Source organism: Bacillus thuringiensis, assembly GCF_001595725.1.
Taxonomy (GTDB): Bacteria; Bacillota; Bacilli; order Bacillales; family Bacillaceae_G; genus Bacillus_A; species Bacillus_A thuringiensis_K.
Genome location: NZ_CP014282.1, coordinates 1,824,593 through 1,850,364, shown reverse-complemented (window position 1 = coordinate 1,850,364; position 25,772 = coordinate 1,824,593). Strand labels below are relative to the sequence as shown.

Below are 25,772 nucleotides of genomic sequence, written 5' to 3'. Positions count from 1 at the left end.
CATACTTTTCGTTCCTAAATAAACATATTTAATAACGCGGACATTTTATTTGCACCTTTTTTATTCATATGATCACTATCATAAAAATCATCATCACAAAATAATGGTGAATCAAATAGATCTATAATTTGAAAAGAATATTGAGTTTGAAAATCATTTATAACTTTATAAAAATCTTCTTTTAATTTCTTACTACTACAATTAAAATAATGTGAAGTAACAGGGAATACAACAATTAATGGCTTTATATCATTTTTTAACAGTAATTCTAAATATTTTTTTAAAATTATTTTATTTTCAACTAAAGTATGAGGATACGCCAATTTAGCATGTGAAGCTGCTCTTATTTTCCCGTGTTCTTCAAAAGGAATATGAAGAGAAGTAGTATTCCATTCAGCATTTATCCAAGGCAGTATCAATGATTCATCTTTTAGTTCGTCTAATAAAATATATTCAAAATGCAAATTAAAAATAGAAAGAAGTGGTTTCGGAGTATTTAGATGTGAGAATCCATCAGTGGGTAGAGGAGAGTGAACTACAGTATGATGACCATCTTGAAACAATGGATAATATACTTTGTGAATTCTATATGATTCAGATGATAACGACATATCAAAGTAAAACGAAAAATAGGCTATTCCTATTAAACAATATTGAAATGAATGATTGTTTGATAAAAGTTGTGACGCTATTAAATAATCATAGTATAGATCTTGCGATGGAAGTGTTAATTTTATTGACTTTTTTGAGAGAAGCTCCGTACTTATGCCACAATGTGGATAAGACAAACCGGTAGCAAACAATTCATACGTCGGATCACTCTTTGCTTTTTTCATAGAAATGTATAAAGACATAAGATCCGGATTTATTTGATAGATAGAAATTAATTTATCCTTCCATTCATACATGTATTTTGTTAAATTAATAATTTTTGAACTTTGCACGCCCCTATTTATCAAATCATTTGTAAGTTTTTCTGCGTCCCCTCTCCAAATGACTATATATTGAAAAGAACTTTCTATACGAACAACATCTGAAACGTCCACAACATGAACTATTGTTTTACATTTATTTTTGTCTAACGTATTTCGAATCCTATCCCCTGATAATTCATCACTTAAAACAATAATTTTATATTGTTCCTTCATGTACATCCCCTCCATTATATGTATAATATGAAATTCATTTTTAATTCGTAACAATCATATACACCTGCAATCTAACAAAAAAAATAGCTCCACCATTAGGTGTAGCTATTTTTACAATTATTGCTTATTCAAATCATATTCCTTTATCTAACTCATAAAGTTTACGATACTTTTCATTTTCTTTCAGAAGTTGTTTATGACTACCTTGCATGACAATTTGGCCTCGATCAAGGAATATAACTTCGTCTACATGTTCTATTCCTACAAGATGGTGCGTAATCCAAATAACCGTCTTTTCTTCCGTTGCAGAAAACATTGTTTCAATTAAAGACAATTCTGTTTTTGGATCTAAACCGATAGTCGGTTCATCAAGTACAATAATTGGTGTTTCTTGCATAAGAGTTCTAGCAAAAGCAACCCTTTGTCTTTCCCCACCAGAAAACCGCTTTCCCATTTCATACATTTTTGTTTGTAATCCGTCCGGAAGAGAAGTAACATGTGAAGCTAATTGTGCGTTCTCTAAAGCTTTCCATATCTCTTCATCCGTTGCCTCTGGTTTGCCAATTCGTACATTATTTCCAATTGTCGTATCAAACAAATGCGGCTTTTGATTTAATACAGAAATATATTTAGATAAAAGATTCGTATTAGCTCGTTCACCATTTAGTACAACTTGGCCATTTACTGGGCTTAACGCCCCTGTTAACAATTTTAGTAAAGTAGATTTCCCTGTCCCACTTCTCCCTAAAATAGCAATTTTCTTCCCTGCTTTTATTTGTAATGATACATCTTTTAATACAATCTCATTACTATCTGGATAACTATACGATACGTGATTCAGTTCAATATCTACATGTTTTGGTTCAATATAATCTTTCTCTCCATGCAAATCCGTTTCATCATGTAAAACACTATCACTTTCTACGCCATTAAGACGATGGGTAGATTCTACATACGACGGTATTCGATCGATGGCATCTGCAATAGGAATAAGCGCGTTCGTTACAGATAAAGTCATTAATACGAAAGCTGCGATAACTGTAGGAGCAATTTGTTCACTTGCCGCTTCATTTCCAGTCCATATAATCATCGAAATAACTACAATACCTACTACTAATTGAATGATACTGTCCCGAATATGATACCAGCGTTTCACTCTCTTTTCGATTTTTAACAACTGATCATTTTGTTTTACATACTCATTAATAAATTCACCTTTACGACCACTTGCCTGCCAATCAGATAATCCAAAAACAGCATCCGTCAGTTGTTGATACAAACGGCTTCTGCCTTGCTTTAAAGTAACATGGTGTTTCTTCATCAAAAGTAATGATACAAATGGAAGAAGAAACACGATAATAGCTAACATACAACCTACAATAAGTGCAAACACAAGGTCAAATGCACCGATAACAAGTACGAAGATACTATAAACAACTAGCGCTAATATACTAGGAAATATTGTACGTAAATATAGGTTTTGCAAATGCTCTATATCTTCGGATAACACTCCTAACATATCACCCGTTTGAAATCGAGAACGGAAAAATAACGCCTGTGGTTCTACTATTCTATATAGCTTCGTTCTCATTTTTTCTAATATACGTAGTACGACATCATGTCCGACTAAGCGCTCTATATAATGAAACACAGCTTGCCCTATACTAAACGCTCTTGTTGCAACAATAGGAACATATACAGCCATTACATTTTCTGGTCTAAGGGCAGATTTTGAGATTAAATAACCTGAAATAAAAAGTAACATCGCTCCTGAACTAACTCCAAGAAGACCAAGGAAAATAGTTAAAGTCATTCTACCTTTATTTTGTTTTATATAAGGTTTAACCCAGTTACTCATTTCTCTCCCCTCTCTTCCCTATGAAAATGTAATGTCTCACTCTCTAAAAGTTCTTCATACGTCCCACTTTCTTTCATTTCCCCTTTATTTAAAATAAGGATATGGTCCATTTGTTTCATCCAATGTAGACGGTGAGTTGCTAAAAATACTAACTTTCCATTAAATAGACGTAACATCGCTTGCTTTATTTCAAATTCGGTTTCAATATCAAGATGTGCCGTAGGCTCATCTAATAAAATGATTGGTTTTTTACTTAAAAGTGCACGCGCCATAGCAACACGCTGTTCTTGTCCGCCACTTAGCATACGTCCACCTTCTCCAATTCTTTCGTGCATCCCATTTGGAAGTGATGTAACGAGTGAACGAAGGCCGACTTCATTAATAACTCTTTCAACTTCTTCATCTGTTGCTTTTGTTTCATAAAAACGAATGTTATCCTTTAATGAAAGCGGAAAAATATAAGGTTGCTGCGAAATGTAAGCAATATTTTTTTGCCAATCTTCACGAGTAGATCCATCAACTTCTAGACCATTTACTAACATCTTTCCACTCGAAGGAGATAAAAACCCGGCTAATACGTCGATTAACGTCGATTTCCCCGCACCACTTTCACCAATAACACCAATAGCACCGTTACCTTCCCAAGTAAAATTAATCCTTTCTAATATAGCCTTCTCAGATTCAGTATTATTAACTTTAATATCTTGTAATTTCAAGCTACTAGAGGCATTCCATACTATATCTTCATTTAAATCTTTCTTTTCTATTCCTTTTTGTTGTTGCAAAATCTCTTCTATTTGCTCCATCGCAATTTGTCCATCTAATGTCGCATGATAATTTGCTCCCACTTGTTTAATCGGCAGAAAATATTCCGGAGCTAAAATCAAAATTGTAAGGGCTGGTAATAGTATAATCGTTCCATCTATTAAGCGTATCCCTAATCCAACTGCCACAAACGCGATTGATAAACTCGTAAAGAAATCTAATGCAAAAGAAGAAAGAAAAGCAACTCGCAAAGTACACATCGTTGCTTTTCTATATCTTTTACTTACTTTTTCAATCTTTCCTTCGTGCTGTTCACTTTTCCCTAAATACTTTAATGTTTCTAAACCTTTTAACGTATCTACAAAATGGTTCGAAAGTACACGATATATCTCATACTGACTATCTGCCATTTTTTGCGCTGCTAATCCGAGAAGAATCATAAATATGATCACGATAGGAATCGTTACAACTAAAATGATTCCAGACTCAATATCTAGCGTAAAAACATATAGTACAATTAGACCTGGAACGATACTGCTTCTAATCATTTTAGGAATCGTTAATTCAATATATGTTTTAAATTTCTCAATCCCCTCAATTGATAAGGTAACCAGATGACCAGTTCCAACCGTTTGAACATACCTTGGACCTAATGTGAAATATGCCTCTATCAATTGTTTTCTTAGTAACGACCCTGTTTTTTCGGCAAAACGTTCCACTAATATTTGTGATGTTCGGACTACTATGTGACGCGCTGCAAACGCGATACCAAAATAAACAACTTCACTTAATATTGTTTGTACTGTCTCTCCATGAAATAAAAACGTAATAGCTCGTGCTAAAAAGATTGTTTGCGCAATAATACTAAAAGCTTCTAAAATACTAATAATCGTTAACGCTACATATAAAATACGGCTACCGGGATAAGACGGAAGTCCTCTTTTTCTTTTCATTAGTACTCCAAATCGTTGTCTGACTTAACAGGTTGTCTAAATACATAATAACTCCATATTTGACTTCCGATAACGAAAGGCAAAATAGCAATCGCAAAGTAAGTCATAAGTTTTAATGCATAAGCTCCTGATGCTGCGTTGTAAATTGTCAAATCATTCATTGCTCCTAAAGAGCTAATCATAACACGTGGGAACATACCGATAAATACACTCGCACTTAGTAAAATGATTGTTAAACTCGTCATAAAGAAAGCCCAACCATCTCTTCTTCTTTTATTTAATAAAGTGGACACTAATAGTGCTACAAAAGCTCCGATTGGTACCATAATCCATTCTGTTCCATGAGCAGTGAAAATGTCGGTTTTCCATAACCCCACACCAGCAAAAACAAGAAGTGTAATTAATGAAAATGGTGCAATTTTTATTGCAGTAATTCGTGCACGTTCTCTCAATTTACCAGTTGTACGTATCGTAAGAAATTGTAATCCGTGAACAATACATAGTAGGAAAAACATTACTCCCCCAAGTAACGCAAATGGATGAAGTAATTGCAGGAATCCACCTACAACATTTTTACTCTCATCAATAGGTACACCTACCATAAAGTTTGCAATCGCAACTCCCCAAAGGATAGGAGGTAACATACTTCCAATAAACATCCCCCAATCCCACGCACTCTTCCATTTATGATTATCTATTTTCGCACGAAATTTAAAGGAAACACCTCTTAAAATTAAAGCAAGGAGCATAAATACAAACGGAATATAAAAACCACTAAATAAAGTTGCATACCAGTGCGGAAATGCCGCAAACATCGCTCCGCCAGCACAAACAAGCCATACTTCATTCGCGTGCCAGAACGGTCCTATTGTATTTAAGTAAACTCGTTTTTCAAAATCATTCTTTCCTAAAAACCTCGAAACCATTCCTACCCCAAAGTCGAAACCTTCCAGTACGAAGAATCCAATAAATAAGATTGCAATAACTAAAAACCATAACTCATTAAGAGATAACATACTCTTCCTCCTTATCAAATGGATCATGGCTTTGATAATCCTTTTTCGTTTTCTTATTCTTGTGGCCCTTAATGGTACGAACAAATAAGTACACACAAATTCCACCCATAATTAAATACATTGATGTGAATGAAATAAGTGAGAATAATACTTCACCGAATGTTACATTTGGTGATACAGCATCTTCTGTTTTCATTACACCAAATACAACCCAAGGTTGACGACCCATTTCAGTCATAATCCACCCTACTGTATTACCGATGAATGGAAGAGAAATTGCATACACCATTAATTTTAAATACCACGTTTTTTCAGCTAAACGATCTTTTCTTGATAAGAACCATCCGTAAGCTCCTAGAAGAAGCATGAATGTTCCACTCATTACCATCGCTCTAAAACTCCAAAACATTGTATGCACTGGAGGAATATAATCTCCAGGACCATATTTTTCTTCATATTGTTTTTGAATTTGATTCATCCCTTCAACTTGACCGCTAAACTTATCATACGATAATAGACTTAGCATATAAGGGATTTGAATTTCAAACGAATTTTCTTTCTTCTCTGTATCAATTTTCGAAAATACTGTAAATGGTGCTGGATCCTCACTTGTATTCCATAGCGCTTCAGCTGCCGCCATCTTCATTGGATGTGTCTTAATTAATTGTTGCGCTTGTGCATGACCGAAGAATAATACAAGCGCCGTTGTAATTGTTCCAACAATGATAGAAATTCGGAAAGATTTTTTAAATACTACAGTTTCTTGTCCTTTTGTAATTTTCCATGCACTTACACCAGCAATAAAGAATGCACCTGTTGCAATTGCCGCTGTAATTGTATGCGGGAATTGTACCCATAGTTGTGGGTTTTGAATAATGGCTAAGAAATCATTCATTTGCGCACGACCATCCGCTGCCATTTCATACCCGACAGGTGACTGCATAAATGCACTTGCAGTTAAAATCCAGAATGCTGATAACATCGTTCCAATGGAAAGGAGCCAAATACACATTAAGTGAATTCGCTTCGGTAATTTATCCTCACCGAATACCCATAAACCTAGGAATGTAGACTCAATGAAAAATGCCAGCAATCCTTCAATTGCAAGCGAGGGACCAAATACATCACCTACAAAACGTGAATACGTTGACCAGTTCATACCAAACTGAAATTCTTGTAAAATACCTGTTACTACACCTACTGCAAAGTTAATAAGGAATAATTGCGTCCAAAACTTTGCCATCTTCTTATATACTTCTTGCCCTTTTACCACATACAACGTTTGCATGATCGCAATAATAAAAGCTAAACCAATTGACAGCGGAACAAAAAAGTAATGGAAAATCGTTGTTGATGCGAACTGTATTCGTGCCAATTCGAGCGTTTCCATACTAAAATCACTTCCTTCATAGTTTTTATAATAAAAGTTAATTGAGCAATCTTATCAAACTCAATTATTAAGAAATACGAAAAGACAAAAACATTTTGTATGTATTGTCGAAAAATATGAAATTTCAGTTTTTCAAACTATTGTAATGCTATTTTTTACCTTTTCACTATTTCTGTAGTGTTTTATTCGTTAATCGAATTGTATAATATACCTGCATAGTAAATTCAGGTTATTTTTGACGTATTATTGACATCATTTTGTCTGAAATATGTCTTTTGTCATTTTTTTGAATCAGATTTTTCTCATTAGCAAAATGTATTTTTTCAATATACGGCTTACTTTTATATCTATAAAACAATCGTTTTTTTCTTCATACACTTGACTTTCACCCGAAAAAATGTCCTCGAAACCACCCTCGATAAATGCTTGTTTTTTGTCAAGAGAAAAATGTATTTTCAAAATTCAAACTCAAAATAATGTTATTCAAAAATAGAAAATAACTTCCCTCTTCCTCGACTAAAAGTTCATTTTTTTGTCATTTTTCCAGAACAAATAAAAAAAATGAGAATCGATTAGACTCTCAGTTTTTTTATTTATTTTGCTGTATGTTTTCTAACGGCTGGTAAAATTTCAGTAGCAATTAATTCAATATTTTTCTCAATTTTATCAAATGGTACACCGCCAAAATCAATTTGTGCCATAAAGCGTTGTTGGCCAAACAATTCATATTGGTAAAGCATTTTCTCAATGATTTGTTGTGGGCTACCAACCATTAAAGCATCACGGTAATCTATTGCATTTGTAAATTGCTGTTTCGGATACCCACCACCGCGCAGTGTGAGCATACCAGCATTAATGTGAGGGTAATATTCACTAAGTGCATCTTGTGAATTTTTTGCCGTATAAAATAAACTCGTTGTCGCAACTGGTAAACTAGCTGGATCAAATCCGCTTTGTACAGCAGCCTCACGATAAGCATCTACTGATCCTTTAAAGTTAATAGCTGGACCACCTAGTGTTGTTATCATCATTGGCACACCCGCACGCCCTGCTTTAATCGCACTAGCTGGTGGGCCACCAACTGCACGCCAAATTGGTAAATTATTATTTTTCGCTCTTGGAATAACCGATGCGTATGCAAGTGGTGCTCTGAACTGTCCATTCCAAGTTACATGTTCCTCGTTATTAATTTTTAATAAAAGATCCATCTTCTCTTCAAATAATTCTTCATAATCATTCACGTCATAACCAAGTAAACTATATCCCCCAATACGAGATCCACGACCAACCACGATTTCTGCACGTCCATTAGAAATTAAGTCAATTGTAGCAAAATCCTCATATACTCGTACCGGATCAGATGTACTTACTATCGTTGCTGAACTTGCAATTTTTATATTTTTCGTAGCTTGTGCAATAGCTCCTAAAATAACTGTATGAGCTTGTGTTGTAAAATGCGTTTGATGACTTTCACCGACAGCAAATACATCAAGTCCAGCTTCATCCGCTAACTTAGCTGTATCAATTAGTTCGTGAATTCTTTGTTCTGCACTAATTTTCTCTCCGTTATGCGGATTTAAAACGTGATCACCAATTGAATATAATCCAAACTCCATCCCTTTATTTGTATCCATACGGTATTTTTCCATCATTACTCTCTCCTTTAATGAAGTGTTATTAGTTTCTCTTTTAAAAATGTTTGTAAGTCAAATGTATTTTCCTATTGCCTATAACTTCACTTGATTAGTCAATTGATGTTGTAAAAAAAATTACTCTTTCGGTAATTCTTTTTTTTCACTATGCTTATGAACTTTCGTCATTAGCTCGTATAATATTTTCTGTTCTTCTTCATTTAATACATCATCAAAAAAAGATGATTGAAATGCAAGTTGCTCTGGCAATGCTCTCTCTAAAGCTGCTTCTCCTTGCTCTGTAAGACTAATTGTTTTCGTTTTCCAATCTTGTTTTCGTACAATATATCCTTCTTTTTCAAGACGAGTTAACATTCGAGAAATGCCACCTTGTGTAACAGTTACCTTTTCAGCTAACTCCATTTGTGTTAGTGGTTGATACGTACGTATTTGCAAAAGCACATCAAATTGAGCTGTCGTTAAATCAAAACGTTTTAAAAACTCATTTGACATTTGATTACTTTGGTTCGTAAATCGTATTAAACGTAACCATATTAATGATCCTATCGTATTATCACGCATGTTTTGTCACTTCCTAGCGTTAATCTTACTATCACTTTACCACTCAAGTGATAGTAATGCAAGAAATAATTTCATTTTATATATAACTCAACTTACTTGTACTTAACTAAAGGCATCACTCGTGTAGTATTAGGTCTACTTGCCATTCTCTACACCTCCATAAAAAAAAGGATTAAGCTCCAACGCCAATCCTTATCATGCATTTATTTTTTGTTTTCAAAACAATATGTTTGAAATTCACATCGTCTTCTAATCTATTATTTTCTTTTATCGTACCGTAAATACATTTGAGCATACCGTCTTCATGTAAAACTTGTATAAGTTTGCATAAAAGGCTCTTGTTTACACCAATTGGGCTCTTACGGGATAAATCATTTAAGTTCTACTTTTACTTCCTCTTTAGACATAACATCAGGTCTATAAATTAATTCAAGATTAGAATCACCTTTTTTCGCTTCAAATGTTATGGCTCCTGTTAACTTACCGTTTGGATCTACATCTTTAATTTTAAAAATATTTTTATTACTAGTTGAAAATGTATGGTCCACGATACTTCCATCTCCTCTTTCAAGGTAAAAATCTAATGGATTAATTCTAACTTTTTGATTACCAATATTCTCTACTGTAACATGAACAATAACAAACTCATTACCTTTTTCCAGCTTATCATATTCTGCCACTTGTGCTATTTGTACTTTATGGACTGTTAATTTTTGATTTCTAATTTGAGTAGTTTTTTCAACATTATATTCTCTTGTATCTTCATTCTTCGTATTTTCTTTTTTGGCACTACTTTGCTCTTCCTTCGTATTATTCGATACAGTTTTAGCTACTTCTTTCTTCTCATCACATGCCGATAAACTGAAAGCTAACGTCCCTGCTAAAGTGACTGTCGCGATTTTTTTAAACATATATTCCCTTCCCCCAATGTAAAAATGATAAAAATCCCCAAAAACTATATATTATACTAACAGATAAATGAACAGCATATTGTCGTTATGTGTCGAATGTAATAAGGCTATGTATAAGTATGAAGTCTTACTTTGCTTCATCTCTCAACTGTTCGACATATGATAAAATTTTAACAATAAGACATCCACCTTACTTACGAACTCTTTATTCCCATAACTATGTGTATCATAAATTTTTAAATAAGAAAAAATTAAAATAAAATGATAAAATTAAACAAATCACTAATATAAAGGTGGGCAGAACATGCATATTTCTAAACAATTTATAAAACCATTCCCTGAATATGAAGACATATTTTATGATGATTTGGAACAACATAAAAAGCACTTTTTACCCATTTGTTCTATAAACTTACAATGTATTGAACCGGAATTGGACGAATGGGTACATATTGTGTCAGCAAAAGAAATCCATGATGGTTGCGTGGGTGATTTCACCAAACCATTTCACACAAATTTTACGAAAGCAGATACATTAGGGTTCGATGTCATTAATGGAAAATATAAATTTGAAGCGGATTGGAATTATTTCGAAATCGAACAAAATAATTCTGACATAATAGAACAAGCCTATGAGAGTAATAAAAGAGATTATCAAATCCGTAAAGAATATTTTCAACGTAATCAAAAAATTTATCCTTATTCTAGCTTAGGAAAAGAAATAACATCTGTAGAAGTATTAGAACGAGAGTTTGCTGAAAAACAAACAAATGGCTGGGGATTAAATTATCCTGTGGTAAATGGTATCCTAGATGATGTTCGTTTTATGACAGAAGAAGGTGAAGAATTATTAGAAGACTGCGATAACGAAGACGAAATTTTTGACTTTACGAATCTTCTATATGTACCAAAAGATGAATATGGACATCCCTTTACATATGTTGGATTTGTTACAGGATATTTTTTTCAAGCTTATGGTGCCGATCGTATTTACTTATTCTTTAATAAAGAATTAAGAAAAGCAGTAATTTGTTTTGAATATACATAAGATAATTAAGAAAAGTCCATTTTGAACATTATTACTTGAATCAAAATGGATTTTTTATAAATAATTTATTTCTATTTCAATTCCGCATCTACTGTGAAATGTGTAAAACCTCATATAATGTAATATCCCCTATCTCTTCAATTTCAGGCTTTACTTCATAAAATTCAAACTGACTATATCCCCACTTATCTGGGTTATACACTATTACATTCCCTTTACAATTTTCTGTATTCTGGACATTCTTATTAAAAAAGTTAAATTGAGTTTCAATCAATGAATTCTTTTGAGAAATACTCCCCACGTATTCAACAACATACTTACATTTCTTAAAATCATCACTTAGATTAACAACTAATGGAACACCTATATTTATTTGTTGCCATCCAAAAGATTGTAAAATATTATCATAATATCCTTCAAAGATAAATTTTTTCATTCCTTCATGGCCATTCCAAATATATAAAGGTGCATAGCAGTTATAAAAATTCCCGTCTTTCTCCGTTTCCGTAATTAAATAAGCTTTAAAATTTAGTTCTTGGAAACCATCAGTTTTATAGCCATTATCCTTTACCCTTTTCTTAATAATTTCCATGTCATAATCCTTTGGAAGAATGACCTTATATTGCATTCCAATCATGTTTATCACTCGCTTTCAATCTTATATACATTATGATAAATCGATAAGTGGCTAACGTAAAATAGGTATAAATTATGTTTGGTATCATTTATAATGATAGTGCATAAGGGGCTGAGATACATGGAAATAAATGATCTTATTATATTCAAAACTGTAGCCAGTGAGGGTTCTATTAGTAAAGCTGCTAAAGAGTTAGGATATGTTCAACCGAACGTAACTGAGCGAATCAAAAAATTAGAACAAGAATTAGAAACGCCTTTACTACATAGAGATAACAAAGGCGTTTCCTTGTTACCTGCTGGTGACATTTTATTAGATTACACGAATAAAATATTAACTCTATTAGAAGAAGTAAAAGATGAAATTAAAACGAGTGGTTCTTCTTATATAATAGCGACGTCACAATCTATTTTGACAAATTATTTAAGTAAGCGTATTGAAGAAAACTTCAGAAATTATCAAATATATGTAGAAAGTAGTAGTCATTTGCAAAAATTACTTCAGCAACAAAAAGTTGATATGGTCATAACTTATGAGGGTTATCCTGACGCATCGTTTAAAAAAGTGTTCACGACCTCAATTTCTGTAGGCTTATTAAAAGCGAAAGAAAAATGTACCATTGATTATTCAAAAGAAATTTTCTTCGTTAGCAATGACAAAAAGTGCCCTTTTAGGAATAAGACAATACAATTTCTAAAAGAAAACAATCTATCTCAGCAACAACTTCAACAGTTGGATTCTTATTCGCTTATGGAAGAGTTTATTGATGATGGAAAAGGAATAGCTTTTTTACCGATTAAAAATGATAAATTGGTACCAATTGAAGATGTTCCAGTTGAGAAATTAGCTGTTCATTTTTTTACAAATCAAAACTCTTTTAAACAAATCCCTGATGAACTATTTGGTTAATAAAAAATCCCTCCTTTATGAATCTAAAAGAGGGATTTTCATATTCTATACAATTGATTTTTCACACATTTTGCTCCACTTCTGCACTTTTCCCCTTCTTATTCCGTTTCATATTCTTCAGTCCCTTAACCGTGCCAACTAATCCTTTCGGGAAAACTAGCAATACGATAATGTACAATAAACCAAGAATAATCGTCCATCTTTCAAAAATCGGATACTCTGTAGCTAGTTCTGATAAATAATATTTCAGAGATTCAATAATTCCAGCTCCTGCAATTGCTCCAATTAACGTTCCGACGCCTCCAATCATTGTCATCAATAATGCATTTAATGTCATTTCAATTGAAAATACAGTCGTATTAACAAAGCGTAAAGTGATAACAAATAAACCACCGCTAATCGCAGCTACTACTCCTGCAACAATGCTAGCAATAATTTTATAATGAAGCACTTTATATCCTAGTGCTTCAACACGTTGCTCATTTTGTGAAATTGCCTTTAATACTTTTCCAATAGAAGATTTGGTGAAAAGACGTAACAGAACAAAAATGATAAGTAAACATATAAGTGTTACATAATAAAACGTAAAACGATCACGGAATACGTCTGGTACACCAAATGTAAAACCATCCCCTCCGTGAGTGAGCCCACGCCATTTTTCAGCAAGGACGAAAAACAACTGTGAAATAGCAAGTGTTAACATCGCATAAAAATGACTTTTCAGCCGTAAAGAAAGTAAACCAATTATATAACTAACGATTGCTGAAATGATAATTGCAGCTACTATTCCAATTAAAAAGTTCGTTATTGATACGCCTTGTCGATCAAATAAAAGCGCTACCCCATATGCTCCTATCCCAAAGAACATACAATGACCGAACGATACAATTCCTGTATACCCAAGCAATACATCAAAACTCATTGCAAAAATAGCAAAGATGAAGATTTGAGTGAACAAAATTAACAGGCTCCGTGAATCATTTACGAACGGAAATACACTTAAACAAATGAGCATACATACTCCGAAGTATACTTTAATTCGGTCCGATGTGCTGTTCACCATTTCACCCCTTTTCACCAACAAGTCCAGTTGGCTTCACTATTAAGAAAAATAGTAACATTAACATATTAATTGCAAGTGATAAATCTGGTATAAAATACGCTGTAAAAGCACCAGCTAATCCAACAATTAAAGAAGCAATAGCTGAACCTTGTACGCTTCCTAATCCACCGATAATTACTACTATAAAAGCTAAAATTGCATACTGCATGCCCATCTCGGCGAAAATAACGCCCGAATACGGTGCTAATAAGAATCCTCCCAAAGCTGCCATCCCTGCTCCTAATAAAAAGACGAAAGAAAATATTGCTTTTACATTAATACCAAGCGCTTGAACCATTTCTTTATCCATTACACCTGCACGGATCATAAGACCTATCTTCGTCTTTTTGAGTAATAGTAGTAGTGCAATGTAAATAATTATCCCAATCAAAATAACAAATAGACGATATTTAATTAATATAATACCTCCGAATGTAAAACTTCCTTGTAACCATAACGGTAATTTTGCACTAATAGGGTTTGGCCCCCAAAATATTTTAATACACTCACTAAGAACGAGCATTCCTCCAAGCGTAACGAGCAGCTGTCGAACATGATTTCCATATACCGGTCTAATAAGAAACCTTTCTAAAATAAATCCTAGGAACATTCCCATGGCTACTGCTCCAACTAAAGCTAATATATAACTTCCTGTCATATTAAATAACCAAACACCTGTAAATGCTCCCCATGCAAATAAACCACCGTGTGCAAAGTTTAAAACACTCATTAGACCGAAAATAAGTGAAAGACCTGATGCTAACAAAAAAATGAGCATCCCTGTTGAAATCCCATTTACAAATAAATTGATTAACACATCCACCCTTTTCACCTCGGATTCATGTTAAGAGATTCCTAAATATTTATGACACATTTCCTTATCCTTTTTTAATTCATTCATAAAACCGTTATGAACAATTCGTCCGTTATCCATAATGTAAAAATAATCGCCAATTTGACTGGCCATCATAAAATTTTGCTCAACAAGTAAAACTGTTGTTTTCTCTTTCATCTTCAAAATAGCTACCATTAATTTCTCCACCATTATCGGGGATAGCCCTTTGCTCGGTTCATCAATAAGTAATAATCCATCACTATTAATAAACGCTCTTGAAATAGCCAACATTTGCTTTTGCCCTCCGCTCAAGAGCCCACTTTTCTTATTCCAAAACTGCTTTAAATCCGGAAATAGTTCCAGCATCCACTCTATTTTCCCTTCTACTTCCTCACCTTTTCCCCTAGCAAGAGCGAATGTTTCTTCTACTGTCAAATCATGAAAAATACCTTGATTTTCTGGTACATACCCTATTCCTTTCCTTGAAATTAAATGTGTAGGTAATCCACTTACTTTTGCACTATCATAATAAATTTCACCATCTGCAATGCGGTGAAACCCCATAACTGAACGTAATGTCGTTGTTTTCCCTGCCCCGTTTCTACCAAACAGTACAGTAATTGTCCCTTTCTCAACAGCAAGAGATACTCCTTGCAAAATATGAAACTGATCTAAATACGTTTCTATATTATTCACTTGTAATAGTGCCACTATATAATCCCCCTAAATAAGCACTTTGTACACGCTCATCTTTCATAATTTCTTCTGGCAATCCTTCAGCCAATAACTCTCCATGAAATAAAACGATAAGATGATCTGACAAACCTAGTATCATATCCATTTTGTGTTCGATAAGTACAATTGTGCTCTCTGGATGTTTCTTAATATTTTCAATCACTTGTAATATAGCAGGGACCTCCTCAACCGAAATACCTGCCGTCGGCTCATCAAGTAATAACACATCCGTTTTTAAAGCTAATAACATCGCAAGTTCTAGCTTTCTTTTCTCTCCATGTGCCAAATCTTTCGCTAATACGTTCTCTTTCTCGTGAAGTAATACTGTTTTTAAGAAACGTCTCGCCTCTCCAACTTGTTGCTTTAATTTTGCTGGACTCGGGAAAAAACTATAGTAATCTTGTACGAATGATTGAACACTTAAACGGACATTTTCAAGTACCGTTAATTCTGGGAATATGTTTGTAAGCTGAAAAGAGCGACCGATTCCTAAGCGTGTTCGATCTGAAATCGATAGTTTTGTAATATCTTGCCCTTTAAAATACACTTCACCTGTTGTGGGTGAAATCTGTCCACTTAGTAAATTAAATAATGTTGTCTTCCCCGCACCATTTGGCCCGATAATAGAAATGAGCTTTCCTTTTTGGACAGTTAAATTTACATCTTTAATAACATGATGTTCACCAAAAGATACGCTAAGATTTTTCGTCTCTAGCAAATGTGTCACGAAATCCCTCCCTTTAAAGCCGTGAGTATGAAAGAAATATGTATAAAGAGGGTCCCCCCTCTTTATACAAAAACAACAGAAAATTCAGTCTATTTATTTTGAACTGGTGGTTCTGTCTCTTTCATCGTTAATTCTCGCTCTAATACTGGCACCGGATAATCAACACCATCTTGCTTTTTCAATGTGACAGAATACAGCGTCTGCATCGCTTGGTGGTCCTTCTCTCTAAACTTCATCTTTCCTTTCGGTGTATCAAATTCCATTCCTTCCATTTTCTTAATCAATGTATCTACATCTGTATCACCTTTTGTTTTCTTTAAGGCTTCTACAATAGAAATTGCTGCTGACATTCCTCCCGCTGTAAACAAATCTGGCACTGCACCATTAAAACGTTTTTTATGCTCTTCAACTAACCAATCATTCACTTTATTTTTTGGAAGTGTGTGATAATATACAGAAAAACCTTGCATACCTACTAATGCATCCATTGTTTTTAATGCTGGTATATCTGGCGCACCTGTAGAAATTTTAATACCTTGCGCTTCCACATTCATATCTTTCAACTGTTTCCAAGGTGAATTTGCCCCTGCCCAAACGATAAATAAGTAATCTGGTTTTGAACTAATGATATTTTGAATATTCGCTGTAAAATCTGTTGAATTTGTATCCGCGTATTGCTCATTCACAATGTTCGCACCTAATTTTTTCGCACCCGCTTTAAATGCAGCAATCCCTTCACGACCAAAAGCGTTATCTGGGGCAAATGTCGCAATCTTTACATCTTTTTTCGCAATTGCTGCTGCTCCTGCAATCGCATCTTGTGAGGAACTTCTTCCAGTTCTAAAAATATATTTATTCCAGTTCTTCCCGGTAATACTATCCGCTACTGCTGGTTCTACAACCATAATCTTTTCATATTCCCCGGCCAGTGGTAAAACCGCTAACGTATCACTTGAACTAGACGATCCAACTAAAAAATCAACTTTCTCTTCTTCTAATAACTTCGTAGCTTTTTTAACTGCTACATCCGCTTTCGTTTCTGTATCTTCTACAACAAACTTAATCTTTTTCCCATCTACTTTCCCAGTTCCACCAGTTGCATAATCTAACCCTAATTCAAATCCGTTCACTGTTTGTTTTCCATACGATTCTAGCGGTCCTGTTAAAGAAGCAAGGACTCCTACCTTAATCGTTTTTTCATCCTCTGTACTTGTTTTCTTTCCTGAACAAGCTGCCGTTATTAATAACGAACCTAAAACACAACCAGTAAACATTGTCTTTAGCCACTTACGTTTTTTCATCGACATTGTGATCCTCCCCATACTTTACTTTCTGATAGAATCAAACACGCCAAAATCCCCTGTCCGTAATCATGACTAACTAATTCGATAGATAATGGAAAACTCTTGTAGTACCCTCTACATTCGGCACAAATATATAATCACCTTCCTATGTAATGGAAACGGACATACAATCAATATATATTCTGCAATCCAATTGAAAATACTGTTTCATTTCAGTAATGATCATACAAAAAGACTAACTTATTTTTTAAGTTAGTCTTTTCACCTTAATTAGAGTTAAGTTCTACTTTCTCTAACCCTTCAGCCAATTGTTTCTTATCTAGTCCTTCTCCTATTACTACTAAGTTTGTCGGGAAACCGAAGTCTTGTTCTAATAAAGTTGGTACTCCGAACGAATATTGGAATAGGTGAGGGTATTTATCTCCATGGAATTTCACAAAACCTTTCACTCGATAAATACTATCTGGTAAATTCGAAAGCCATTCATATAATTTGTCTTGATCAATCGGTTTCGAAAATTGATACGTCATCGTTTGTATATGTAAATGCTGTTTGACATGTAGTGTCTCATGTTCCTCATCATTTGGAAATTCTGCTTTCTCTATATCTTTTAAAGATATATTACAATACTTTGTCTCATACATTTTCGCATGATCATTTATTGCCTTTACTTCTTCAAATACTGTGTTCTTATCTTCATCTGTTAGTAAATCTGCTTTATTAACAAGAATGTGACTACCAAATTTCAGTTGCTCATGCAATAGCTGTTGTACATTTGCACTTAATATACTTCGGTTTAACCACCTTACTGCATCTAAAACGACTACAATTGATTTCACTTCCAGAAAAGGAGCTAAAATTGGCGAGACACACGCGTCTAACACTTCAATTGGATGTGCAACACCTGTCGTTTCTATATAAATCACATCTGGTCTTTCTTGTTGGTATAACGAATGTAATTGTATTTCAAGCTCTTCTTTTAACGTACAACAAATACAGCCTTTAAGAAGTTCTCTTAAAACATTCTCTTTTCCAATAATATCTGTATCTACCGAGTATTCACCAATTTCATTCATTAATACTGCAACTTTTCTATTCTTCTTTTTCTCTGCTAACAATAAATTTTGTAATAATGTTGATTTTCCACTACCTAAAAAACCACCTAATATATGAATCTCCACTTTATTCATTCAACCGACCATCCATTTCTTTACTTCAAATGTATTCAAAGCGTAATAATTACGATTTATATTTATCATTTTATTAAAAGAATGACCATTTGTAAATATAAGAGATTCACTGTTCATTTACTTCATATGCAACTCTTACTCCAGACTCAATTGCCCCTTGCATCCATCCATGTGTTAATGTCGTATGCTCTCCTGCAAAATGTACTTTTCCAGATGGTGGTGTAATATACGGAAATAACTCGAGCTCTTGGCCTGGTTCGAAAGCTGTAAATGCACCGCAAGAATACGGATTTTTACTCCAGCTAAAAGATGTTCCAGTGACAAACTCACTATAGACGATGTCACCGTATATTTCTGCTAAATTTTTTAATGCGTAACGAATGCGTTCCCTATTCGGTAAACTATCCCATGTTAACGCCTCATCTGCCCACGTATAACTCGCTAAAACGGTAGCTGCTCCTGGTGTCTGAATGCCATAACTCGGATAATATGTAAACCGTATCGGTAAATCGGTAATAGATTTACCGCCACCCTGTCCCGCTTTCTCCCAAAATCTACTTTTAAACTCTATCGCAATTTTCGTTGCAGCAATGTAATTTAATTCACGAATTGCTCGTCTTTTATAATAAGAAAATAGATTGTAAGGCTGAATTTCAACAAAACGTAAAGCTGAAAATGGGATAGTAACAATTGCAACATCACCTGTAACCATGAATCTCTCTATAGTTTGTTCATGGTTTACTTGCATCATCACTTTGCTATTTTCTTGTATAATTTTTTCAACCTTATACCGCATAAATATATTCTCATTTAACTGCGATAAAAATGCTTTTGGTAATGCATCCATCCCGCCCGTTATCTCATAATATTTCGTCGTTGAAGTAAAGAAGACCATTTCTCGTAATACTTCAATTAAAGACATTCCCATATACGCTTCCATATCAAGAAGTACACCGATCATATCTATTGCACCGTCTGAATAATATTCAGTTAAAAATGTGCCGAGCGAATATGCTTTATACTTTTTCTCAACAATACTCCAATTCTTATTAGGATCTTTCTTAATATAATTTAGAATCGGCTCTAATACATCTAACATTAACTCTTCTGCCGTTTTACTTTTTTCGCTCTCTAAAATAGGATATCTAAGTATACTTGGATTTTTTTCGAATATGCTCAATCTCGTTTTAATATTATTCGTATAAATAATATCTGAAACGGTTTTATTTATAAAAAGATTTAACGGCAATTTGAATTTACGAATGTAAGCTAAAGTTAACTTGTGTGTATCAGGAATCCGCATTGGTCCTGCATTAAAATATAAACCTCTGCTAAACGGTTCACGGATCGTATATATTCTTCCGCCTATTCGATTATTCGCTTCTAAAATTGTTACTTTATGCCCTGCTTCTTTCAATAATGATGCTGCAACTAAACCTGAAATTCCTGCACCAACAATAATAATCTGCTTTGGATTCTTCGTTTTAACGAGCCCCACATTAATAATATGAAGCATTCTTTCCATCGTTAATGGCTGCATCATGGTCTTTTCCCCTTCAATAAAGGATTTTATTGCATTATATTCGGTTAACTTACTTCCTATGTTTCATGCAAGAAACTACACGGATACATTTTCAAATACTTGAATATCTTTTATAAAATGTAATAAACTAGATATGACTCTATAGAAGTAAGACGTATTATCTTACATAACAAAACCAATGAAATTGCGAGGAATTTTGAAATGAAAAAAGGTATTAACCGTGTTGTATTAGTAGGAACAGGAGCAGTTGGATGTAGTTATGCTTACTGCATGATTAACCAAGCCGTAGCTGAAGAATTTGTTTTAGTCGATGTAAATGAGGCAAAAGCTGAAGGAGAAGCAATGGATTTAAGTCATGCTGTTCCATTCGCACCAGCTCCAACTAGAGTATGGAAAGGCAGCTACGAAGATTGTAAAGATGCTGACCTTGTAGTTATTACAGCTGGATTACCACAAAAGCCAGGCGAAACACGTTTAGATTTAGTTGAGAAAAACGCCAAAATCTTTAAACAAATCGTTCGCAGTATTATGGATAGCGGATTTGATGGCATCTTCTTAATCGCAACAAACCCTGTAGATATTTTAACTTACGTAACTTGGAAAGAATCTGGTTTACCGAAAGAACGTGTAATCGGTTCTGGTACAACGCTTGATTCTGCTCGTTTCCGCTATATGTTAGGTGAGTACTTCAATATTGGTCCACACAACATTCACGCTTATATTATCGGAGAACACGGCGATACTGAACTTCCAGTTTGGAGCCATGTTTCCGTTGGTATCCAAAAACTACAAACATTGCTTGAAAAAGACAACACGTATAATCAAGAAGATTTAGACAAAATTTTCATAAACGTCCGTGATGCAGCTTACCATATTATTGAGCGTAAAGGCGCAACTTATTATGGTATCGGTATGTCACTTCTACGTGTTACAAAAGCAATTTTAAACGACGAAAATAGTGTATTAACTGTATCAGCTTACTTAGAAGGTCAATACGGTCAAAAAGATGTGTATATCGGGGTACCTGCTGTTTTAAATCGCGGCGGTGTTCGTGAAATTTTAGAGGTTGAATTAAGTGAAGATGAAGAATTAAAATTCGACCACTCTGTTCAAGTATTGAAAGAAACAATGGCTCCGGTTCTTTAATGAAAATAAAAAAGCAATCCAATTTATTTTGGATTGCTTTTTTATTTTCATTATCTCCTATGACTTTTTAGTGATTTTCTATCATTTCTTATTTTTTAGTCTCATCCTCATTATTTATATCAAGTACATCTAATAAAAAGATAAAGATTGGTATCCCGATAATAAGCCCCCATATTCCGAGGAAATGCTCTGAGAAGATGAGAATCATAAATGTATAAAAGATTGGTAAATTTGTTTTTGCAGACATAAACTTCGGATTTAAAAAATAACTTTCAAGAGCATGGATGACTGTAATGAACACAAGTATGTATACTACGTACATAACTCCACCTACGTTGTAAGCAATGATACAAAGTGGAAACAAAGAAATAATCACACCTGCAACAGGAATCAATCCTAGTAGAAAAATCATAACAGCTAATACAAGAAGCTGCGGAAATCCTAAAACAATTAATGCAATGACAGTAAGAATACAATTTACAACCGCAATTAAAAACTGTGCTTCAATTACTTTGCCGAACGATCTTGCAAATCTTTCACCAAAATATGCAATTTCCTCATAAAACATTTTTAACTTACTATCTTTAAACTTAGATGTAAATGTAATAATACGCTCTTTTTCTAATAAGAAAAATAAGCTTAAAATTAGAGATAATAATATTTGTAAACTTACCTTCCCTATATTTGCTATCGATTGATAGATGACATCTACACCTTGTTCTATATATTTTGATACTTCCATCCCATTAATTGTCGAAAGTGCATATTTAACGATTTCATTATCAGGTGGATTTTGAAAAAATAGTTTAAATTGGTAAATTAATTGTGAAATTTGTATCGTTAGCACAGGTAAATATTTATACAATGTCGTGCCAATAAAGGAAACTAATATGATATACAAACAGGCAATAACAATTTTCCGGTCCACTTTCAATTTCTTTGAAATAAAACGTTGGAATCGATCCATTAAAAATGTCAGTATAAACGTAATTAATATTAAGTTGATCATACTTTTTAATCCATATAATACTAACGCTAATATTATTAAAACGAGAAACCGTTGAAACCCTCTACTTCGAAAGAAATTTTTCACTTCATTCATTAAGATTTAACCTCCCCCTTCAATGGATGGAAATTGAATATATTACATTTTATGAACTTCTATAGACAATCTTTCTTACTAATTAGGAAGAATCCTTTTTTTATTCTTATATTGTTAGATTCTATTTATATTAGCCCGCTTACTTACTTCAGTTGAGCTCTTTTTTTCGTTTAACCTTTTACAATTTAGGTGCTTTTCTATTTTTAGACTGCTGTTCATACGCATATCCAATATTGAAAAGCTCTTTTTCACCAAACTGTTTCCCTACAAACACTACACCGATTGGTTCTCCATTTTTATCATATCCAGCAGGAACCGCTAATTCCGGATAACCAGCTACAGCTGATAGAAGAACTTCATCGTTATTAATCATAACTAGAGCATCCAAACCTTTTTCTACTAAATACCTATCTAGCTCTTTTCTTGCATTTTCTTGACTCGTTTGCACTACGTTTTCAAACTCTTCTTTCGTTATAACAGATTTTTCAGACCCTTCAATTAATGTTTGTCCGTATTTTATTCGTCCTTTACTATCCTTTTTATTAAACGCTATAATCTCTTCTAACGATTTTACCGGTACATTCTTTTGCTGTGAAAGATAGTCGTTTACATTATGCTTGAACTCATATTCTAATGTTTGCAAATTATCTACACCCTCAGCACTTAACTGGATATTATCAGTTAATATCGCACCTGCATCTTGAAGGTCTTTTCTAATTTTTTCTGCTACTGCTTTTCTATTTTCATCTTGTTGGTCTACAGAAAAAAGAAGCCCTATCTTTTTCCCTTTTAATCCATCTATCGATAAATCCTTTGTATAATCAATTCTTTCTTTATCTTTCATTTTTTCTGTCATAACATCTTTTTCGTCATAACCTATCATTGCATTAAATAACGTTGCTGCATCTTTTACCGTTCTTGCCATAGGTCCTGCTGTATCAAGAGTTTCAGCTAACGGAATAATTCCTGTTCTGCTTACCATACCTAAAGATGGACGTAACCCAACTACTGATTGCTGCGCCGCGGGTGCAACAATCGATCCCGTCGTTTCTGTTCCAATTGCAAGCGGCGCAAAATCTGCTGCAACTACTGTAGCAGATCCTGAACTTGATCCTGAAGTATCGAATGTAATCGGACCGTACGGGTTTAAATTTTGTCCTTTCTTCCCGCTATACCCGCTTCCTCATATGTCAATAAGGATAAAAATATTATTCTTCAAATCTATATACGATGTTTATCACACCATCTTGATTTACTTCTATTCTTGTAATCAATTTTTTAAAAGTTGAATATAGGTCTTTGGACTCCTCCAGCAATTCGAACGCTTCTTTAACTTTCTGCTGCTCTACTACCAAGGCCTTAACATCATCTAATTTTAATATTTCTAACTCTTTTTCTTTTATGATTTTTTCAAAGTTTTTATCTCGTTTAGTAAAGGTTTCTTTATCAATTGGTCCACCGTCTAAATACAAATCTAATAAGCGTTCCCTTTTTATCTCTAGTTCTTTCTTTTCTTTTCTTAATTTCTTCTGTTTTTCTTGATGTTTATCTGTATCATTTAAGTTAAATACCTTTTCTAAGTCATTTTCTTTTTCTTTTAATTTTTGTAGTACAAACAAGCGTAAATCACTATATTGTAGTCCTGAGTGTTTGACACATCCACGCGCCCCCATTCTCTTATACCTACCACATATCAAATAACAATAATAACGTGTCTCTCCTTCTTTGTTTTTATACATTCTTTGTTGTAAGGCTAATGGTGTCCCACAATGAGCACAACAGGCTAGCCCTCTTAATTCGTTATTTATCGCTACACGACGTTTTGTTTTTTTATCTGTTTTTGGATTATTTACTTTATCCCATAGATCCCGCGTAATTATAGCCGGATGATGATTTTCAAATACTACCCATTTTTCTTTAGGATTTATAATCATCTTTTTTCTTCCGTCTACTTTTACTTCGGCATACTTCTGCATTATATAATCACCTTTATATGCAGCATTTGTAATTATCGCCCGTATACTTGGATAGGCCCACAACTTTCCAGTTCTTGATGGTACCCCCATATCGTTTATTGCGTCTGCAATCTTCATATAACCTAATCCATTGTCGTATAATTCGTACATCTTCTTAACAAGTTCAGCTTCGTCCTCATTAATCGTATATTTTTGATCTACAATTTTATAGCCATATGGCACTATACCCCCAGTATACTCACCTCTTCTTACTTTAGCAGCTAACGCCGCTGATACGGATACTGATACTGTTTTAGGTAATTGTGATGCAAACATGGCATACATCTCAAATTTCAAGTCGTTTTTCCCCTCATAATAACTGTCGTAACCTTCTTCAATTGTCACTAAACGAACACCGTGTCCTAAAAGTATCTCCTTAATTTCTAACGCATCTCTTAAATCCCGCCCTAACCGGTGGATAGACTTAAAAACAACCGTATCTAATTCTTTTCTTCGAACCTTCTCTAAAATCAACTGCATCGCATGTCTTTCTAACCATGCCGTTCCAGATACAGCTTCGTCTTTATAAATTGAATTTTCATCCCACTCGAATCCGTTTTTTTCAATCCAATATCTACAGATTTCAATCTGATTTTGAATCGACGAAACTTGCTCGTCTTTATCAGTGGATACACGTACATATACAGCATATTTCAATTCGTACACACCTCATTCTCTTACTAGATTATTATGACTACAGTATATAACCCCCCGGATATACTGGCAATCTATTACCAAAGCAAAAAGACGACTTTCTACAGTCGTCAAAATAAAAATATATAAATCTCAAAAATTCAGGAGGGGGTAAACAATACACAACAACATCTAATAAAAACAAAAAAGAAAAAGAACCCCCTCTATAAAAAATATACCTTTATATATAATATAAAAATAATAATTATATATATATATATAGTATATTATTAGTAATAGTATATAAGTATTATTACTGTTAGGGTTCTAAGTTTTTTTAGCTGTAGATTCATTTAATTAGTTGCCAGTATTCATTAACCACACCATTTAGTTCATCAACTAACGCATCCAACTGTGCCATTCTCTCGTCACCAAGTTCTTCTAAATAATTATCACGGTAATCTTCTGTCATTCTTTCAAGTGTTAGATACAGCCAATAAGCAAGTTGAGGTCCGCTTACCTCATACTTACGTAAAATTGCATTCAATTCTTTTGTCGATTCATTCATGATAGACCACCTCAATTTTAAGAA

Annotated in this window: 22 protein-coding genes and 1 pseudogene; 3 read left to right on the top strand and 20 right to left on the bottom strand. The window is 33.8% G+C overall.

What is annotated here, in order from left to right; all coding sequences use genetic code 11:
* Positions 1–14: 14 nt before the first annotated feature.
* The 8 genes from AXW78_RS09445 to AXW78_RS09410 form a co-directional block, all read right to left on the bottom strand.
* Positions 15–1,148 (bottom strand): hypothetical protein, encoded by a 1,134-nt coding sequence (locus AXW78_RS09445; RefSeq protein WP_000664249.1) that lies wholly within the window; start codon positions 1,146–1,148, stop codon positions 15–17.
* Between the two features lie 133 nt (positions 1,149–1,281).
* The gene (gene cydC, locus AXW78_RS09440) at positions 1,282–3,006 is read right to left on the bottom strand and encodes a thiol reductant ABC exporter subunit CydC (RefSeq protein WP_061884066.1); all 1,725 of its coding nucleotides are present in this window, start codon (positions 3,004–3,006) and stop codon (positions 1,282–1,284) included.
* Entirely contained in the window at positions 3,003–4,724 is a 1,722-nt protein-coding gene (gene cydD, locus AXW78_RS09435) for a thiol reductant ABC exporter subunit CydD (protein WP_000824031.1), read from the bottom strand. The genes cydC and cydD overlap by 4 nt, the downstream gene beginning before the upstream one ends.
* On the bottom strand, positions 4,724–5,740 hold the full coding sequence (gene cydB, locus AXW78_RS09430; protein ID WP_000950079.1) for a cytochrome d ubiquinol oxidase subunit II: 1,017 nt from the start codon (positions 5,738–5,740) through the stop codon (positions 4,724–4,726). The genes cydD and cydB overlap by 1 nt, the downstream gene beginning before the upstream one ends.
* Positions 5,727–7,130, bottom strand: coding sequence for a cytochrome ubiquinol oxidase subunit I (cydA, locus tag AXW78_RS09425; RefSeq protein ID WP_000448869.1), 1,404 nt, complete (start codon positions 7,128–7,130; stop codon positions 5,727–5,729). Before cydA ends, cydB begins: the two co-directional genes overlap by 14 nt.
* Positions 7,131–7,723: 593 nt before the next feature.
* Positions 7,724–8,779, bottom strand: a complete 1,056-nt coding sequence (locus AXW78_RS09420; protein WP_000417562.1) for an LLM class flavin-dependent oxidoreductase — start codon at positions 8,777–8,779, stop codon at positions 7,724–7,726.
* Between the two features lie 120 nt (positions 8,780–8,899).
* Entirely contained in the window at positions 8,900–9,343 is a 444-nt protein-coding gene (locus tag AXW78_RS09415; protein WP_001205522.1) for a MarR family winged helix-turn-helix transcriptional regulator, read from the bottom strand.
* A 371-nt stretch (positions 9,344–9,714) separates the two neighbouring features.
* Positions 9,715–10,254: a DUF4352 domain-containing protein gene (locus AXW78_RS09410; protein ID WP_000473158.1), complete on the bottom strand. Its 540-nt coding sequence runs from the start codon at positions 10,252–10,254 to the stop codon at positions 9,715–9,717.
* 304 nt (positions 10,255–10,558) lie between these two features.
* On the opposite strand from AXW78_RS09410, the gene AXW78_RS09405 reads away from it, so the two are divergent.
* Positions 10,559–11,302 (top strand): hypothetical protein, encoded by a 744-nt coding sequence (locus tag AXW78_RS09405; RefSeq protein WP_061884065.1) that lies wholly within the window; start codon positions 10,559–10,561, stop codon positions 11,300–11,302.
* A gap of 88 nt (positions 11,303–11,390) precedes the next feature.
* Here AXW78_RS09405 and AXW78_RS09400 read toward each other — a convergent pair whose 3' ends face one another.
* Entirely contained in the window at positions 11,391–11,939 is a 549-nt protein-coding gene (locus AXW78_RS09400; protein WP_000579904.1) for a DUF4865 family protein, read from the bottom strand.
* Positions 11,940–12,059: 120 nt separating this feature from the next.
* Between AXW78_RS09400 and AXW78_RS09395 the strand changes: the two genes are divergently transcribed.
* Positions 12,060–12,848 (top strand): LysR family transcriptional regulator, encoded by a 789-nt coding sequence (locus AXW78_RS09395; protein ID WP_000404992.1) that lies wholly within the window; start codon positions 12,060–12,062, stop codon positions 12,846–12,848.
* A gap of 61 nt (positions 12,849–12,909) precedes the next feature.
* On the opposite strand, the gene AXW78_RS09390 is transcribed toward AXW78_RS09395, so the two are convergent.
* The 7 genes from AXW78_RS09390 to AXW78_RS09360 all read right to left on the bottom strand — a co-directional run bounded on the left by AXW78_RS09390 (position 12,910) and on the right by AXW78_RS09360 (position 20,284).
* Entirely contained in the window at positions 12,910–13,863 is a 954-nt protein-coding gene (locus AXW78_RS09390; protein ID WP_002163942.1) for a branched-chain amino acid ABC transporter permease, read from the bottom strand.
* A gap of 49 nt (positions 13,864–13,912) precedes the next feature.
* The gene (locus tag AXW78_RS09385) at positions 13,913–14,773 is read right to left on the bottom strand and encodes a branched-chain amino acid ABC transporter permease (RefSeq protein ID WP_000382787.1); all 861 of its coding nucleotides are present in this window, start codon (positions 14,771–14,773) and stop codon (positions 13,913–13,915) included.
* Between the two features lie 21 nt (positions 14,774–14,794).
* The gene (locus tag AXW78_RS09380) at positions 14,795–15,496 is read right to left on the bottom strand and encodes an ABC transporter ATP-binding protein (protein ID WP_001196696.1); all 702 of its coding nucleotides are present in this window, start codon (positions 15,494–15,496) and stop codon (positions 14,795–14,797) included.
* Positions 15,474–16,247 (bottom strand): ABC transporter ATP-binding protein, encoded by a 774-nt coding sequence (locus tag AXW78_RS09375; protein ID WP_000149324.1) that lies wholly within the window; start codon positions 16,245–16,247, stop codon positions 15,474–15,476. The genes AXW78_RS09380 and AXW78_RS09375 overlap by 23 nt, the downstream gene beginning before the upstream one ends.
* An 89-nt stretch (positions 16,248–16,336) precedes the next feature.
* Complete coding sequence (locus AXW78_RS09370) at positions 16,337–17,554, bottom strand: substrate-binding domain-containing protein (RefSeq protein ID WP_000062001.1); 1,218 nt, start codon at positions 17,552–17,554, stop codon at positions 16,337–16,339.
* Positions 17,555–17,817: 263 nt separating this feature from the next.
* Positions 17,818–18,741 (bottom strand): CobW family GTP-binding protein, encoded by a 924-nt coding sequence (locus AXW78_RS09365; protein WP_001044945.1) that lies wholly within the window; start codon positions 18,739–18,741, stop codon positions 17,818–17,820.
* Positions 18,742–18,847: 106 nt separating this feature from the next.
* Entirely contained in the window at positions 18,848–20,284 is a 1,437-nt protein-coding gene (locus tag AXW78_RS09360) for a flavin monoamine oxidase family protein (protein ID WP_000983559.1), read from the bottom strand.
* A 201-nt stretch (positions 20,285–20,485) separates the two neighbouring features.
* On the opposite strand from AXW78_RS09360, the gene AXW78_RS09355 reads away from it, so the two are divergent.
* Complete coding sequence (locus tag AXW78_RS09355) at positions 20,486–21,430, top strand: L-lactate dehydrogenase (RefSeq protein WP_000715326.1); 945 nt, start codon at positions 20,486–20,488, stop codon at positions 21,428–21,430.
* Between the two features lie 88 nt (positions 21,431–21,518).
* On the opposite strand, the gene AXW78_RS09350 is transcribed toward AXW78_RS09355, so the two are convergent.
* The 4 genes and pseudogenes from AXW78_RS09350 to AXW78_RS09335 form a co-directional block, all read right to left on the bottom strand.
* Positions 21,519–22,532 (bottom strand): AI-2E family transporter, encoded by a 1,014-nt coding sequence (locus AXW78_RS09350; RefSeq protein ID WP_001006571.1) that lies wholly within the window; start codon positions 22,530–22,532, stop codon positions 21,519–21,521.
* 178 nt (positions 22,533–22,710) lie between these two features.
* Positions 22,711–23,712: pseudogene (locus AXW78_RS09345) on the bottom strand (amidase family protein); the annotation flags it as partial.
* Between the two features lie 28 nt (positions 23,713–23,740).
* Positions 23,741–25,213, bottom strand: a complete 1,473-nt coding sequence (locus tag AXW78_RS09340) for a recombinase family protein (RefSeq protein WP_081113934.1) — start codon at positions 25,211–25,213, stop codon at positions 23,741–23,743.
* A gap of 316 nt (positions 25,214–25,529) precedes the next feature.
* On the bottom strand, positions 25,530–25,748 hold the full coding sequence (locus AXW78_RS09335) for a hypothetical protein (protein WP_061884064.1): 219 nt from the start codon (positions 25,746–25,748) through the stop codon (positions 25,530–25,532).
* Positions 25,749–25,772: the final 24 nt, after the last annotated feature.

What these genes read in the sequence shown, in the direction of transcription:
- AXW78_RS09445 (WP_000664249.1), bottom strand. Translation starts at nt 1,148, where the DNA reads ATGAAGGAACAATATAAAATTATTGTTTTAAGTGATGAATTATCAGGG.
- cydC (WP_061884066.1), bottom strand. Translation starts at nt 3,006, where the DNA reads ATGAGTAACTGGGTTAAACCTTATATAAAACAAAATAAAGGTAGAATG.
- cydD (WP_000824031.1), bottom strand. Translation starts at nt 4,724, where the DNA reads ATGAAAAGAAAAAGAGGACTTCCGTCTTATCCCGGTAGCCGTATTTTA.
- cydB (WP_000950079.1), bottom strand. Translation starts at nt 5,740, where the DNA reads ATGTTATCTCTTAATGAGTTATGGTTTTTAGTTATTGCAATCTTATTT.
- cydA (WP_000448869.1), bottom strand. Translation starts at nt 7,130, where the DNA reads ATGGAAACGCTCGAATTGGCACGAATACAGTTCGCATCAACAACGATT.
- AXW78_RS09420 (WP_000417562.1), bottom strand. Translation starts at nt 8,779, where the DNA reads ATGGAAAAATACCGTATGGATACAAATAAAGGGATGGAGTTTGGATTA.
- AXW78_RS09415 (WP_001205522.1), bottom strand. Translation starts at nt 9,343, where the DNA reads ATGCGTGATAATACGATAGGATCATTAATATGGTTACGTTTAATACGA.
- AXW78_RS09410 (WP_000473158.1), bottom strand. Translation starts at nt 10,254, where the DNA reads ATGTTTAAAAAAATCGCGACAGTCACTTTAGCAGGGACGTTAGCTTTC.
- AXW78_RS09405 (WP_061884065.1), top strand. Translation starts at nt 10,559, where the DNA reads ATGCATATTTCTAAACAATTTATAAAACCATTCCCTGAATATGAAGAC.
- AXW78_RS09400 (WP_000579904.1), bottom strand. Translation starts at nt 11,939, where the DNA reads ATGATTGGAATGCAATATAAGGTCATTCTTCCAAAGGATTATGACATG.
- AXW78_RS09395 (WP_000404992.1), top strand. Translation starts at nt 12,060, where the DNA reads ATGGAAATAAATGATCTTATTATATTCAAAACTGTAGCCAGTGAGGGT.
- AXW78_RS09390 (WP_002163942.1), bottom strand. Translation starts at nt 13,863, where the DNA reads ATGCTCATTTGTTTAAGTGTATTTCCGTTCGTAAATGATTCACGGAGC.
- AXW78_RS09370 (WP_000062001.1), bottom strand. Translation starts at nt 17,554, where the DNA reads ATGTCGATGAAAAAACGTAAGTGGCTAAAGACAATGTTTACTGGTTGT.
- AXW78_RS09365 (WP_001044945.1), bottom strand. Translation starts at nt 18,741, where the DNA reads ATGAATAAAGTGGAGATTCATATATTAGGTGGTTTTTTAGGTAGTGGA.
- AXW78_RS09360 (WP_000983559.1), bottom strand. Translation starts at nt 20,284, where the DNA reads ATGATGCAGCCATTAACGATGGAAAGAATGCTTCATATTATTAATGTG.
- AXW78_RS09355 (WP_000715326.1), top strand. Translation starts at nt 20,486, where the DNA reads ATGAAAAAAGGTATTAACCGTGTTGTATTAGTAGGAACAGGAGCAGTT.
- AXW78_RS09350 (WP_001006571.1), bottom strand. Translation starts at nt 22,532, where the DNA reads ATGAATGAAGTGAAAAATTTCTTTCGAAGTAGAGGGTTTCAACGGTTT.
- AXW78_RS09335 (WP_061884064.1), bottom strand. Translation starts at nt 25,748, where the DNA reads ATGAATGAATCGACAAAAGAATTGAATGCAATTTTACGTAAGTATGAG.